Origin of the sequence: Pantoea sp. ICBG 1758 (genome assembly GCF_002928325.1) — a bacterium.
Lineage (GTDB): Bacteria > Pseudomonadota > Gammaproteobacteria > Enterobacterales > Enterobacteriaceae > Pantoea > Pantoea eucrina.
On record NZ_POWL01000006.1, the window covers coordinates 64,085 to 78,486 of the forward strand.

Sequence of the window (14,402 nt, forward strand, 5' to 3'; positions counted from 1 at the left end):
ACCTGCCCGAGCGAATTAACTCAGACAGGCGTTTTTTTTGTCAGAACGCTGCCGATAGCAGCAAACAGGAGATGTATAGCGTCATATGCCTGTTGCTACATTATCGGCATGACAGACCAGAACTTCAGGCGGGATCGGTGTTCAACCGTAAGTAACTATTTCTTAGCGCGGGCAGCTGAGATCGCCCTCTTCACAGTTAAGCAGCGACTGCAACTCTTTGGTTCGCTGCTCCGTTTTGTTCTGCAGGCATTGCGATATCAGCATAGGATGAATCGAGCCGCCGCGCGTGGAGGAGGTCATAAAATCGCAGTCGGCATCGCGATAAGCTATCCAGCGCCGCTGCGCAGTCTGAAGCAGCGTTTTCTGATCGCCGCTCATCCGCTTCAGCACCTGACGATAGCTGCTGTTCAGCGCTTTATCAGCGACACTGTACGCATCTGCCGCACACGCATTCATTTCCATCTGTGTTTCAGCCTTGTCGCAGTCTGCTGCCATTGTGCCAGCGGCAGGCAGCATTAACAGCGCACCAAGTATGAACTTTTTCATCACGTCTTCTCCATTTTATATTGTGCTGATAGTGGCTCTGCCAGTGTAGTCAGTCATCGCGCTAAAAAACTTACCGTGAAAAGTGGTTATCCATAAAATTAACCATTGCGCCATCATGTGCATCGATGTGACGAATATAGCGCATAACCGTTTCCGGCTTTTTCCACGTTCCTTCCTGCATGATCTGCGCAGTACTGTACTTTTTCGCCGCCATATCGATAGCGGCTCCTACGCGGGTACTGTGGCCACTCCAGCCGCGATAGCGATTTTTATTAGGGGCGGCGTCTTTGCCCGGCCCTGCCTGCTGCCAGGCGCGAACAAAGATATCTTCCAGCGCGCGCGTTGACAGCGGTTTTACGCTCGCGACTGCGGCGCGGTTAGTACGATGAACCGGGCCAAAAAGATAAGCATCAGGCTCATTAATCAGGCCGGAAAGTTGCAGCCACGTCGTAAGCCGCTCTGAAGAGAGATCCCCCAGCGCTTTAATCAGGCCGCCGGTCATCACAATAGTTTTAGTCCAGCCCACATCAAGGATAATGCGTCCGTCAGCCGCGCGCGTGATATCTCTGACGCGTAACCGGCCCACTTCACTGATACGCAGCAGCGTGGCGTAAGCAACGTGCAGAAAAGCGAGATCGCGTACCTGCTGAAGACGCTCTGACGCTGACCAGAGTCTATCCAGCGTCAGCAAATCTGTTATGCGAAACGGTACCGCCTGACCCGCGCGTTCCCCCTGAATCACCGCCGTGCGGTTGATTTTTTTGATAGCGCGAAACACCTGCGGGGCGCTGTTAGGCGGCATCAGACCGGCGTTACGGTGTAACATAGAGATCAGCGCGGCGTGCGTTGCAATAGTTGAAGAGGCTCTGCCGCTGCTCTGCAGCCAGAGCAGATAATCCCGCAGGCAGGCAGGAGACATGGGTAAAAATGAGCGGCCATGCTCAGTAGCCCAGCGGCTGCAGCTACGCATCACGCTCAGCAGCTGACGCCACGTGTTGTCAGAAAAAGCATCTTTATCACTGACAAACTCTTTCAGCCGCTGCGTTATCTCTTCATCGGCGGCAGCGATAAGGCCTGCAACCGGAATTATTTCACTCATATACACTCTTTCTGCTCAGATTAACGGCAGCGCTACGCGATTTCTGCAGAGGATTACCCCGCAAGTATTTGCAGAATCGACGTAGCGACGCCTGAATTTTGAACGATTTGGCCAGCTCGCTGAGCCCAATCGGCTGCATTCTCTGACACTTATCTTAACGTGAATAGCGCCATGAAAGTAACCTCATATAATAGGTATTATATGAATTTATAAAAACATCTCTGTTGCGCCGATATGCAGATTTAATTTGTCCGGGATCATGCATCAGGAAACCCAATCAAAAAGCGTGACGGTTATACGCTATATTTATCCTGTCGATGTTAACGCTAAGCTGTAATGTTCCCTGGCGATTTTCTGGGGAATTTCTCATGATCAAAGAGACAGTTACTGTTTTTACTAAGGTTATTTTAGATATTCGAAGAGCCCTCTCTTCGCACCAGTTGAACTGACAATGTCCGCTTCTGGCACAAAGCGGATTGTGATCAGCGTTCTTACAGCTACTTTTCTGACGTCCATCGTGACTTGCCCTAAGCATGTTGTAGTGCAATAATTGTAATGACATTTGTAATTACAAGAGGTGTAAGACATGGGTAGCATAAACCTGCGTATTGACGATGAACTTAAAGCGCGTTCTTACGCCGCGCTTGAAAAAATGGGTATTACTCCCTCTGAAGCGCTTCGCCTCATGCTTGAATATATCGCTGAAAATGAACGTTTGCCGTTCAAACAGACACTCCTTAGTGATGAAGACGCTGAACTCGTGGAGATAGTGAAAGAGCGTCTTCGCAATCCTAAGCCAGTACGCGTGACGCTGGATGAGCTCTGATGGCGTATTTACTGGATTTTGACGAGCGGGCACTAAAGGAATGGCGAAAGCTGGGCTCGACGGTACGTGAACAGTTGAAAAAGAAGTTGGCTGAAGTACTTGAGTCACCCCGGATTGAAGCGAACAAGCTCCGTGGTATGCCTGACTGTTACAAGATTAAGCTCCGGTCTTCAGGCTATCGCCTTGTATACCAGGTTATAGACGAGAAAGTTGTTGTCTTCGTGATTTCTGTTGGGAAAAGAGAACGCTCGGAAGTATATAGCGAGGCGGTCAAACGCATTCTCTGAATCAAAGCATGAAATCTCTGTTTCGCACCGAAGGCGACACTTCTGTTTTGCGTTGACAATTATCCTGTCGACGTGCTTCAGGGCGTAGTGAAAAAACAATCACCGATGCGATAAGAAGGAGTCTGTTATGGCTGAACCGGCATTTAATGGCGGTGAGTTACTTGAGTCTTTTGCCAATTCCCTGATGCATTCAGGCTATTTAACCCCTGAACTGAAGGCAAAGTTAATGCAGGAACGGGTGATCTATTTGCCTGTGCCCGACAACGATCGCATGCTGTTTGAAGTCAGGATAGATAGCCGCGACAGGCTTCACGTCTGTACCGTGCCTGTGAAAGTGAAACCGGAAGCGGCGGATAAATGCAGAATCAGGGCTTTTCTGAACCGCTCCAGAGCGGATACAACTCGTCCGGCAGGCTATAAATTTCCAAAATAATGCCATACGATATGAGCATATAAAATCTCTGACAAAGATTTTTATGCTCATGCTTTACATTATAATTAATTTATAAATAATATGTTTTCATCTGCAGGCATAGCTATCACCAGCCCTGATATTTAAAATAAATATATTTAATAAGTGAAACCGCGCATATATTATGTGATATGTTATTAAAGAAAGCGTAAAGATATAAAATTGTTGTGAACTCATTACATGACAAATAATAACAAGTAACATTCAGATGAAGTTAAATTTATGTCATTGATTTTAGGTGTTTTATAGAATAAAATTATTTAAACATCGACGATCTGTCTTTTTTCTTACCCGCCACCAAATACTCCTGCAATCATTTAACGCCGCTAATTTAGAGCCTTTTCTTCGGAAATAGCACCTGTCATTGCGTGCCTGAAGCTGCCCCATAAGCAACAGCATATGATATGCACGACAGCAATGCTGTTAGCCATTTAATAAAAAACAATGACTGCTATCATGCCATAATTTCAGGCCGGTTATCTTTATTTACTCCTGAATAAAATCAGGGCAATTAAGGGCGCGCAGCTTGTAAGAAAAAAATTAAAATATCCTGCATGGTGTATCTTGAATTAATTAAGCTAAGCCTCAGCGCTAATTTATCTCCTGTTTACCTGAGCACTTTATTTTCCTTCATCTATACTCACTGCGTTAGATAAACCAGCTGCTGGCTCCCGATCCGGCAGCGGCGCTATCTTTTTTTGCAGGCTATTGTGCTCAGCGTTGCGCACGGCCTGTGGGTTTACATGACGTCTTTCAACAGGGGGATCTCCTGCTATGTTGCATTCTCAATCTTCACGGCTGGGCAGCATATTGCTGCTCATCGCAGCCGTTATTGGCTTTGGCGTAGCGCTCTGGGCCTGGCTCACGCCGCTGACCGGCGTAACCGGCACCATCGGTGCACTCGGTGTGGCTATTGCCAGCGTGGTACTGGCGCTGCTGACTCTGCTGTTGCGCGGCAGCACCGGCGGCGCGCGCGTTTTCTGGATCGTTGTGACGCTGGCGGTGCTGTTTGGTATCGGCTTCTCCGCTGCGCTGCTGCACCAGTACATCATTACTGCAGCCATGGTGGTCGGCCTGATTGGGCTTATCGCGCTGAGTAAACAAACAGGGCGCCATGCCCAACGCGTCAGAGTCTGAGGAGTCACCTGTGCAAAACACTAACTATTCGCCGCTGATGAAAGTCAGTATGACGGCACTTGCGCTGCTGGTGAGTTCATTTTCACTGCACGCAGAAGATAAAGCCACCGAAGCGTCGATGGGCGCGCGTCAAAAACTGGATGTGGATGCTGCCGATCAGCAGGATGCGGGAACCACAAAAACCACCGATGATGCATCCACCGGCAAGCTTGATGGACAGAAAGTGGAATCCGCTGCTAACCCGGCTACACCACTGGTGCCGGCAGGCGCAACCTGGGACAGCTTTCACGGTCAGCTGAACGCACAGAAATATAGCCCGCTGAAGCAGATCACGACGGAAAACGTCAGCAAACTGAAGAAGATCTGGGAGTTTCATACCGGTGATGTCTCAGACGGAAAAGGGGATACGCCTGCCACGGTCTGGTCCGCTACGCCAATTTTTGCCAATGAGACTATTTACGTCGGCACGCCGTTCGATCGGTTAATTGCGCTCGATCCGGGTACCGGTAAAGAGAAGTGGCATTACGATACCAAATCACCGCGTAAAGCACTGACGCAACCGGTCCTGAAAAACCGCGGCGTGTCATACTGGCAGGCTAAAAATCCGGTAGCAGGCGAAGCATGTCAGAAGATTGTTTATATGGGCACCGTTGACGCTAAGCTCTGGGCGCTGGATGCCGACTCCGGCAAACCGTGCGAAAACTTTGCCAATAAAGGCGTGTTAGACATCGATCAGTGGAATACCGTTAACGCGAAGTATCCGCTCTCTATTCTGCAGCCGCCTACGGTTGTGGGCGATCATTTAATGATTGGCTGGGCAGGTAAAGACTGGGCATATGCAGAAGCCCCTCCAGGCACGGTCTTTACCGTAAACGCCCAGACCGGCAAGCTGGAATGGACCTTTGAAGCGATTCCGGAAAACGTTCGCGCCCGCACCGGTACCGCCAACGTCTGGACTCACATGTCAGCAGATGAGGCCAACGGTCTGGTCTATCTGCCTGTTTCATCCCCATCGCCTAACTACTGGGGCGGCAACCGCACGGAGTCTATTCCGCTGGGTACCTCAACGACCGCGCTGGATATCAAAACCGGTAAAGTTGTCTGGTCGCGCCAGTGGGTGCATCACGATGTGTGGGATTACGATATCAACTCTGCGCCGACGCTGATGGACATTACCGTAAATGGTAAGCAGATCCCGGCGCTGGTTCAGGCCACCAAGCAGGGCTTCCTGTTTGTGGTAAATCGCCTGACCGGTGAAGATGTCTGGCCAATTGAAGAGCGCCCGGTGCCGCAGGGCGATGGTTCAGTACAGGGTGAAAAACTGGCCCCTACGCAGCCTTTCCCGACCAAACCCGCTCCGTTGCTGGATCAGTCGAAAAAGCCGGCTATCTGGAAGCTGGCTGACATCGTAGGAGCAGGTCAGTGTTCCCGCCTGTGGGACAAGCTGAGCTACGATGGCATGTATTCGCCGCCTACAACCAAAGGCGAAGGTGTGCTGACCTATCCTGACAGCGCTGGCGGCGTACAGTGGGGTGGCGTGGCGTTCGATCCGCAGAAGCAGATCGCTATCGTCAACACCTCGCACATTGTGCAGTATATCAAGCTCTACAGCCGTGAAGATTATGAGAAAGCGGATAACGGCTCGGGCAATGAAAGCGGTTTTGCACCTCAGGAAGGTGCCCCGTATGGTCTGCGTCTGATGGTCGCAAACAACTGGCTGGGCATGCCGTGCTGGCAGCCGCCGTTTGGCGAAATCGTGGCGATCGATATGCATACCGGTGACGTGAAGTGGCGTCGTCCGGTCGGTGCTTCGCAGCAGTACGGCTTCTTTATGCCGGAAAGCTGGGGCTCACCGACGATTGGTGGTCCGGCAGTCACCGCAGGCGGCGTGATCTTTATCGGTGCCTCAATGGATGCCAAAGTCCGCGCCTACTCCGTGGACACAGGTGAAGAGCTGTGGGCCGATCAGGTAGAAGCACCTGCCGTTGCTAACCCGTCTGTCTATGAGTATAAAGGGCGTCAGTATGTCGCCTTTGTGGCGGGTGGTAATACGATTCTGAAAGATCAGGTCGGCGATCAGGTTGTGGTTTACGCCCTTCCGGAAGAGTGATCCTGCATATGCAGCGCTAAACAGAGCGGGGCCTGAGTGCCCCGCTTTTTTATTACGCTAATTCTGGCCTGCCTGACGCATCGGCATACGGTCAATCAGTGAGAGCAGGGCCTCCGCGCTTACCGGCCGGGTCTCGCGCAGTTTCATGCCACCATCTTTACCCACCAGCACAATTTCAAATCCGGCAGGATTAAGCTGCGCACGCAGCGCGCCGCCGTCCGCCGGGCGGACATCGCTCAGCACCACGATATCACGCTCCCTGAGCGCATCCTGCTGCTGTTGCAACAGCGCCATTTGCCGTATGAAATCCGTATCGCGGTCAGAAGGGGCGAAGATCACAAGCAGCCGCTTATGCCAGCGATAATTCTCCAGCGAATTCTGCGCTGGCTGCAGCGTCTGAAACAGCGGTTCTGGCTGGCGGGCAGCCTGCGCCGCACCGTTCAGCGCCAGGGTAAACAGCACAACGTTGAGGGTGAAGCGTAATCGCGATGCAGAAGGCATAAGCCGGCCCCTTTTTGGCAATAACAGGCTAAGTCTGGACAGAGCATTAACCACTTGCCAGAATCTGACGGTTCTTTACCTGGCTCAGCGCTGTCAGACCGGCCCGCACGCCCGATCGCGGCCGCTGCGTTTCGCCTGGTAAAGCGCCTGGTCCGCTTCGCGTCTGAGCTGTTCCGCTTCTGACGCTTCCCCGGCAGAGACCAGTGAATAGTAGCCTGCGCTCACGGTTACCACGCCTGCGGCGACCAGGCTGCTCTCATGGGCAATCCCCAGCTCTCTTACGGCCTTAACCGCCTGTCCGGCGACAATTTGCGCTTCTGAAAAGTCGGTGTTCGGCAGAATGATGGCGAACTCTTCGCCACCGTAGCGCGCCACAACGTCGCCATGATAATGCACGCAGCTCTTCAGGGCCTGCGCCACATCCTGCAGGCATTCATCGCCGGCAACGTGACCGTAAGTATCGTTATAATGCTTGAAACAGTCGACATCGATCATGATCAGCGCCACCGGATCGCCGCTTTTATATGACTTCAGCAGCACCTGGTCGAGCAGGGCGTCAAACTGTCGCCGGTTGGCCAGCCCGGTCAGACCATCCACCAGTGCCAGCGACTGCAGCGTATGGTTAATGCTGGTAAGTTCATCCCGCACAAAGGTCAGCTCAATCTGATTTCTGACGTTAGTTCCTACCTGGCGAAGCACCAGAAGCCCCATGCCGGCAATGGCAAACAGAAGCGTCAGGTTGAGCAGCAGATTAATCAGATTACCGGTAAGCCACGCTTTGCGTATTGCGGCAAGGTCATACCCGGCGGTAACAATCAGCGGATAGCGCTCCAGACGCGCATAGCCGTAAACGCGCACGATGCCATCAAGAGAGGAGCGCCAGGTCGCGTTGCCGCTGGACGCAGATTTGAGTTCAGTTTTAAACAGCGGGCTGGCGGAGAGCATTCTGCCAATATAGGCGTCCGGGAAAGGGCGAATATAGAGGGCCGATGCGTCAGCAAGAATGAGGCCCAGCGTATCTTTATCGCCCAGCGCATAGTAGCTGTAATACTGGCGGAAATAGTCCACGCGCACCGTGGCGAGCGCCACACCGGCAAAGTTCCCCTGACTGTCGTTCAGGCGTACTGAAACCGGGATAACCAGATCGCCGGTAGAGCGGCTGCGGATAACGCGGCTGATAAGCAGATTGGTGTCATTGTGATTGCGGTGCCATAAAAAGTAGGCGCGATCGGCATTGCTGGCATTGGTCGGCACAAAGTTACCGGATGAGGCGATCCAGTGTCCGTCAGTATCATAGACAAACAGGCCATGCAGCTGCGGCAGTTTACTCTGCTGCTCTTTGAGCTGGTGCAAAAACGCCGGCGTCGCCGCGTACTCATTGCCGCGCTGACGCAACTGCCTGACCGCATCGGCTAAGGTGATCTCAACCTGCAGAAACGAATCTTCAGCATGTTTGGCCAGCGATACAGAGAGATTGCGCGCATCATCTTTCTTCTCACTCATGATCTGCTGCCAGGAGTTCCACAGCGACCAGGCGTTGATTGCCACCACAAACAGGCTAATCAATACCAGAAACAGCATCATGCTTTTTCCCAGCGAGGTTTTTAGCAGTGAAGAGCCTGAAGCGTTAAGTGAGTTTTTTCGCATAGAGTCGGTTCTGAGCAGGCGGCAGAAATCAGGCAGGCATCATACATCAGCCACAATCTGTTCAGAAGTGGTTATCAATCTGGCGGGTAACTTGCTGTTCGCTTTTTACTGTTTTCAGGCTGACTCAGGCCGGCTGAAAAACGCCGGACTGTTCAGCAAATGGCCTGACTTCCGTGCGTTAAGACTTCTTGCCTCCCTTACCCAGATTCTGTTCAACCAGCCACTCAATCACCTGACTGCGATTAAGATTATGGCGGTTAGCGTAAAGCTGAATTTTACGTAATACCGACAGGCGCAGGGAGAGAGAAACCGACTTTTTGGCCTCTTTGTCGAGGATCACTGACGCAGAGAGATTCTGTCCTGCACCCGCGCTGTCATGTAACGCGAGACTTTCACGCATCATTTTAACGATTTTAGGCGTCAGCGATCCGGCGCCGGTCATCTGATAGTTACCGGCGGATTTATTAAACCTGATCTCTGCCTGATAGCTGGTGCGGATTTCACGTAAATCGCGCACAAACGTCGGTTCAGAGCATGCCATTTGCTGCAGTAAAAGCGCCTTTTCTACGGGTTTACCCGTGCTCAGCAAGGCGACCAGCTGATACTGTCTGTACTGTTTTGCGCTCAGAGGCATAGCACACCGTTAAAAGAGTAAAGATAGCGATCACTGACGCTGGGCGTAAACCGCGCCGGTATACGCGCTGACAATACCGCAGTGTGCAGACCGCTCCAGCATAGCAGCAGCCCAGTTGCGATGCGTGGCAGGTTCGCACATTGCGCCCTGCGATTTAAATACTGCCTGTTCTGAATTCATGATGCGCAGCGCATCTTCGTAGTCGCTCTGCTCCGCCATCAGACCGCGCTGAATGATCTCCAGCTGCGCCGGATGGATAGCCGTTTTCCCGACCAGCCCGTGCGCCACATCCAGCGCCAGCTCACGCTCCAGCAGCGCCACATCTTCGATGCGTTCACACACCGGGGCCGTTAGCGCAAACCCGCGCGACGCAAAGGTCGCCACCAGCATTTTCACCACGTAACCCAGCGGCCCCTCATAGAGCGTAAGGTGGCGCGAGCGCCGCAGTCCCAGAACCGACATCAGGTCGTTGCCGCCAATGCGCAGAGCCAGGATACGCTCGCGGCACGGGTGCTGTTCCAGCAGGCTTGCCAGCTGTTGCATCGCGGTACTGTCAAAAACATCGCGCGTTTCCAGCGTCGGCATCAGCAGCAGCGACGTTGGCGCCAGCAGACGCCACCAGGAGAGTACGTTAGCCTGATTAAACTTCGGTAAAACAAACCCGTCGATACCAGACAATTCGCTATCGTGCAGCAATGCGGCAGCCATGGCTTCATCGCGCGGCCGGATAAACACCAGCGGCGGGGTGTGCGTGGGGGTTTGCTGCTGAAGCTGGCGCAGTAAAGTCTGCAGGTTATCCCGCGCCAGAGTCACATCCCGCTCGCTGACGGCGTCCTCCAGGCAGATCACCAGCGAACGCAGCTGGGGGATCTTTCCATGCAGGATCACGTCAGCCAGATCGCCGCGGGTGGCAGGCATATAGAGCGTGGCACCCAGCATCCAGGGGGAGAGTGGCAGGCTCATATCACGACACCTTCCTGATAATGGTTACGGCACGATACTGCCCCAGCGTATCGCCCATCTCTTTTACCTGAATATCTTTTTGCGCGGCCAGATGCATCAGCAGGGCGACATCCGGATCGGTTTTACTGCGGACCAGGACGTGATCGGGCACGCGGCGCAGCACCGCGCGCGTGGCTTCGGCAATGCCAGGTTTGATACGGTTGCGGTTAAGAATATGATACTGCGCCGCCAGCTGATTAATCACTGCCTGAGCAATCGCCTGCTGGTTGCGAAGGTGGGTGGCGTAAGGCACCGCTGCAGCAATCTGTGCCGTATCCAGCTGCTGCCGGAACCGGTCTACAGTGTCCACCATGCGCAGACTGCAGTCATACGCCAGCAGATGATCGCACAGCACGCAGCCGTGCAGGCCAGAGGCGCTCCACAGGGAACGTGACACCATGCCGGAAACCGGCGCGCCCATAATGCCAAACGGGATCAGCCAGTCGTCATCGGAGGCGGCAAGCCAGGCGCAGCCCGCCGGATCGGCCAGCACCGCCAGTCGCGGCAACGGCGGGTAGCCGGGCCGGTCGCGCAGGCTCTCAATCAGCTGGCCGGTGATGGCACCCTTACCGGTCCAGCCATCCACAAATACGATGCCCTCTGTGCCGTGCTTCGCCTCAATCAGGCTCAGCGCGGTTTCATCAATGCCGCGATCGCGGATAATACTGATACCGTAGTGATGCGATACCACGCCCATATCGCGCAGTGCGCGCTGCAGCATCACGCCAGCTGGCACGCCGGCCCGTACCAGGCTAACCAGAATCACAGGTTGCCCGGCGGCCTGAGCTATCAGCCCTTTAGCCAGCGTCACAACGTCACGTGCAAGCCGGGCGCTGCCCATCTCCAGCGCGCAGTTAAATATCTCCAGATGCGCCGCAGACGGCGCCGGCTCCTGGCTTAGCATCTCGGAATAGTGCTTCTGGCCGGACTGGATCAGGCGCTCTTTCTCATCGACCGGCGTCATCTCAAGCTGAACCGGATTCAGCAAAAACTGCACGTCCGAGGGCAGATAGGTGCCATGCAGCTGCTGTAATTCAGGGTTTTTCATGGGCGTCGGCCTTGTCAAAAATATGGCGGCGGATGGCGTCAGTAAACTGGCTGCGGGCGGGCATGCCAAACCAGTCACAGTGCTGCATAAAGCTGAAATCGCTGAGGCTATCGCCCAGCCCCATTACCGGGAATGGGCCACGCGTGTCGCGCAGCTGCTGCAACAGCCACGCCACCGCATGCCCCTTCTGAATGCAGTCAGGGATCCAGGCGATATTGTTGCCATTGGCATGGATATAAAAGCCCCGCGTATCGAGCTGCTGCTGCATCTGCGCATTGAACGCATAGAGTTCGGCAATCTGCGTGCTGTCGCGATGTTTCATCACAAAATAGATCGGGACACCATCATACTCATAGTTCATGCGGCACCAGGCATTAAGGCCGGCGCGATCCAGCGCATCGCTCAGCTGCTGGCGATAGCTAACCAGCTGTGCCCGCATGGCTGACAGCTCGCTGATAATACGATCCTGCCAGATGCGGTTAAGGCTGCCGTCAGGTGACGCGATAACCGCGCCGTGCGTCATGACTTTCCAGGATGTAAAAGGCAGCGCCACGCGCGCCGTCTCTTCCGTACCGCGCGCGGTCACCGGGATCAGCTCTGCGCTCTGCAGCAGCCAGGAGACCAGCATCGACTGCTCCTGCGACATAAAGCTGCGCGGCTGCAGCTCACGATCGTAGGCGCCCACTTCAACCGGGGTCTGCAGGGTTTCGGTCAGCATTTTTCTTTTCGTCTGGAACAGCGTGTCATCCAGATCGCATAATACAACCGGCTTATTCATAAGCGATCACCTCAATGCGGGGGGCCGTCTGCTGTAATCCTGCCAGCAGGGTGGGACAGACAGCCTCCGCGGGCGTTTCAACACAGATAATCACCCGATCAAACTGCTGATGCGCCACGTTATAGACAAAATTTGGCATGCCAAGACCGTAGTTATCGCTGAAAGCGAGTATGGAGCTAATCGCCAGACCTTCTGAGATCGGCGAGCGCGTCAGTGAACCAAAGCGCACGCAGGCACCCTGCTGCTCCAGACGCTCTGCCAGCAGAAAAGGTGGCCAGATAAATTCTCCCGATCCCAGAACCAGAATACGTTCGCCCGGCTCAGAGTGCATATCGTCTGCAAAGCGGCAGTGAGCGTCCGCCATCCCCAGCCGTCCCCAGTCCTGACGGGCGGAGAGGGCCACTGCGCCCTGCGCCGTCACGTTTACCGCAGGCATTACCGGTACCGGTGCCCCTGCGCGTGGGGTCCAGTGCCACCGGCCCGCAACCAGTGAAACCGGCTCTACCGGCAGCGGACAGTGATGACGCACGGCATCACCGCTCCAGTCGGTGAGCGTGACGGTGACCACACGCGTCACCGCCTGCAGACCCGCTTCGCGCAGCGCCTGCAGCAGATTCAGAAACGTATTGCCCGTGGTCGCTTCATCATCAATCAGTACCAGCGTACGCGCCTGCAGCGCACGGCGGCGCAGCGTGGCGTCAGCCGGAAGATAGATAAGGTGATCGGTGGCGTGACTGTGATCCTCTTTAAATTCACACAGCAAATCACCTTCTACCGGATGACGGGTGCTGGTGAGGAACACCGGCTCAGCGATCTGCTCTCTGGCCGCGCGGAATACGCCAGCGGCGAGACCCACGGCGGTTTCGGCCATACCGATAAACAGCACCGGCCCCGGAAGGTCATGCGGCAGTTTTGCTGCCAGCGTCTCATAACTGGCGCGCATGATGGCCGGACTGACCGGGATATGACGTCCCAGTATTTTGCTGACAAAAAGGAATGCCCGTTTGGGATTGCGGCGTGCGGCAATATCAAACAGCGTCTCCAGTGGCGTCTCGCTCGTCGTTTCTACACGCAGCGTGCCGCCAGGCAGCTCGCGCTGATAGATCTGTAAGGCAGCGGTCATCAGCGGCACTCCTCATCCGGGCTGGCAGACCATGTGACAGGGTCACACTGTGGCAGAGGCTGAACGGCATTGGTCGGGATGACCTGCACCGGATTAAACGCGGCACGCTGCGCAATGGCGTCCGCTGCGGAAATCAGTTCCAGCTGACGCAGTGCAAACAGGCCGGGCAGGTTAATCCCGCTGAACGCGGTATAACCGATACCGCCAGAAGGACGCAGGTTAGCCTCCAGCAGCACCGGATGGCCTTCAGCATCGTTGCGGGTCTGGACATTAATCAGGCCATCCACATGCAGCGTCTCTGCACAGGCAACTGCCAGGCGCCAGGCGGGCGTCTCCTGTTCAAAAACCTGTACTGAGCCCTCTTTGCGCCGGGCGACGGCTGCAATGACCCGGCCATTCTCCACCAGCATATCTACCGAGCGTTCCGGACCTGCAAGCCAGGGCATGACAATCTGCAGCGGCAGCGACTCACCGGCCTGCTGTGCACGACGCAGGCTCTCAATAAGCACGTCAGGATGGATCTGGCGGCTGTACGGGTTGTTAAAAAAGCTCAGGGTATGCGCATCGCGTCGCAGCACCCAGAACCCCATGCCATAGATGCCGTGCACCGGTTTGATACAGGGTCGATGGCCCTGCGCCTCAACCTGCGCTATCGCAGCCGCTACCTCATCCGGCGTGCGCACTTCAATTGAAGGTACGGCAGGCAGACCGTGCGCGCTCATCTCCGCGCTAAAACGGGTTTTGTTATCAGCGAGCGTAAAGGTGGCGCGCTCGCGAGCGCCTGTTACCAGCCTGACACCCAGCGCTTCAATAGCCGTTCGCTGCTGCTCCAGCAACGCTCCGCGTTTGCCGGCGTGGATGGCACGTACCCGGTGCTGCTGACAGACATGCCGGATAAAAGCGAATAGGGCACCGTCATCCTCAGGTTCCAGATAAGCAACATCTGCTTCCGCCAGAATTTCCGGGCGGGAGGAGCGGTGAGAGGCAATCAGCACGAAATCATGCCGGCCCGCACGTCGCGCCTGCGCCACCAGCGCAAGAATATCTTTTTGGGAAGAAACCCCTTCCATAAACCAGATCGCATCCGGCTGACTCATCGTGTTGTATTCCTTATTTTTGCAGCGCAGGGCCTGCTGGCGCCGTCAGGTGAACGCCAGAACATTCAGGCAATCATATTATGATTGAATAAACT

Annotated in this window: 15 protein-coding genes; 5 read left to right on the forward strand and 10 right to left on the reverse strand. The window is 54.7% G+C overall.

The features are described from left to right. Positions 1 to 162 precede the first annotated feature (162 nt). Together C1Y41_RS17030 and C1Y41_RS17035 are read right to left on the reverse strand one after the other, a co-directional pair. Positions 163 to 546, reverse strand: a complete 384-nt coding sequence (locus tag C1Y41_RS17030) for a lysozyme inhibitor LprI family protein (protein ID WP_104085939.1) — start codon at positions 544 to 546, stop codon at positions 163 to 165. A 70-nt stretch (positions 547 to 616) separates the two neighbouring features. After that, positions 617 to 1,645 carry a tyrosine-type recombinase/integrase gene (locus C1Y41_RS17035; protein WP_104085940.1) on the reverse strand — a complete coding sequence of 343 codons (1,029 nt, stop codon included), beginning with the start codon at positions 1,643 to 1,645 and terminating at the stop codon, positions 617 to 619. A gap of 586 nt (positions 1,646 to 2,231) precedes the next feature. Here C1Y41_RS17035 and relB point away from each other — a divergent pair. From relB to C1Y41_RS17060, 5 genes are all read left to right on the forward strand, one after another. Beyond that, positions 2,232 to 2,471, forward strand: a complete 240-nt coding sequence (gene relB, locus C1Y41_RS17040) for a type II toxin-antitoxin system antitoxin RelB (RefSeq protein ID WP_065648009.1) — start codon at positions 2,232 to 2,234, stop codon at positions 2,469 to 2,471. Then, positions 2,471 to 2,758, forward strand: coding sequence for a type II toxin-antitoxin system mRNA interferase RelE (relE, locus tag C1Y41_RS17045; protein WP_040113359.1), 288 nt, complete (start codon positions 2,471 to 2,473; stop codon positions 2,756 to 2,758). Before relB ends, relE begins: the two co-directional genes overlap by 1 nt. Positions 2,759 to 2,885: 127 nt before the next feature. Then, a complete protein-coding gene (locus tag C1Y41_RS17050; RefSeq protein WP_065648010.1) occupies positions 2,886 to 3,191 on the forward strand; it encodes a hypothetical protein in 306 nt (101 codons plus the stop codon). 813 nt (positions 3,192 to 4,004) lie between these two features. Next, positions 4,005 to 4,367, forward strand: a complete 363-nt coding sequence (locus C1Y41_RS17055; protein ID WP_065648011.1) for a hypothetical protein — start codon at positions 4,005 to 4,007, stop codon at positions 4,365 to 4,367. Between the two features lie 49 nt (positions 4,368 to 4,416). Further along, entirely contained in the window at positions 4,417 to 6,477 is a 2,061-nt protein-coding gene (locus C1Y41_RS17060) for a pyrroloquinoline quinone-dependent dehydrogenase (RefSeq protein WP_211049734.1), read from the forward strand. A 57-nt stretch (positions 6,478 to 6,534) separates the two neighbouring features. Here C1Y41_RS17060 and C1Y41_RS17065 read toward each other — a convergent pair whose 3' ends face one another. The 8 genes from C1Y41_RS17065 to C1Y41_RS17100 form a co-directional block, all read right to left on the reverse strand. Then, on the reverse strand, positions 6,535 to 6,978 hold the full coding sequence (locus C1Y41_RS17065) for a DUF4174 domain-containing protein (protein ID WP_104085941.1): 444 nt from the start codon (positions 6,976 to 6,978) through the stop codon (positions 6,535 to 6,537). Positions 6,979 to 7,071: 93 nt separating this feature from the next. Beyond that, the gene (locus tag C1Y41_RS17070) at positions 7,072 to 8,625 is read right to left on the reverse strand and encodes a sensor domain-containing diguanylate cyclase (RefSeq protein WP_233207455.1); all 1,554 of its coding nucleotides are present in this window, start codon (positions 8,623 to 8,625) and stop codon (positions 7,072 to 7,074) included. A gap of 178 nt (positions 8,626 to 8,803) precedes the next feature. Next, positions 8,804 to 9,259 (reverse strand): hypothetical protein, encoded by a 456-nt coding sequence (locus tag C1Y41_RS17075; protein ID WP_065648014.1) that lies wholly within the window; start codon positions 9,257 to 9,259, stop codon positions 8,804 to 8,806. Between the two features lie 30 nt (positions 9,260 to 9,289). Next, positions 9,290 to 10,222: an HpcH/HpaI aldolase/citrate lyase family protein gene (locus C1Y41_RS17080; RefSeq protein WP_065648015.1), complete on the reverse strand. Its 933-nt coding sequence runs from the start codon at positions 10,220 to 10,222 to the stop codon at positions 9,290 to 9,292. 1 nt (position 10,223) lies between these two features. Further along, entirely contained in the window at positions 10,224 to 11,309 is a 1,086-nt protein-coding gene (locus tag C1Y41_RS17085) for a cysteine protease StiP family protein (RefSeq protein ID WP_104085942.1), read from the reverse strand. Continuing rightward, positions 11,296 to 12,087: a hypothetical protein gene (locus C1Y41_RS17090; RefSeq protein WP_104085943.1), complete on the reverse strand. Its 792-nt coding sequence runs from the start codon at positions 12,085 to 12,087 to the stop codon at positions 11,296 to 11,298. Before C1Y41_RS17090 ends, C1Y41_RS17085 begins: the two co-directional genes overlap by 14 nt. Further along, positions 12,080 to 13,213 carry a phosphoribosyltransferase domain-containing protein gene (locus C1Y41_RS17095; RefSeq protein ID WP_369826835.1) on the reverse strand — a complete coding sequence of 378 codons (1,134 nt, stop codon included), beginning with the start codon at positions 13,211 to 13,213 and terminating at the stop codon, positions 12,080 to 12,082. The genes C1Y41_RS17090 and C1Y41_RS17095 overlap by 8 nt, the downstream gene beginning before the upstream one ends. After that, entirely contained in the window at positions 13,210 to 14,307 is a 1,098-nt protein-coding gene (locus C1Y41_RS17100) for an ATP-grasp domain-containing protein (protein WP_104085944.1), read from the reverse strand. The genes C1Y41_RS17095 and C1Y41_RS17100 overlap by 4 nt, the downstream gene beginning before the upstream one ends. Positions 14,308 to 14,402 lie beyond the last annotated feature (95 nt).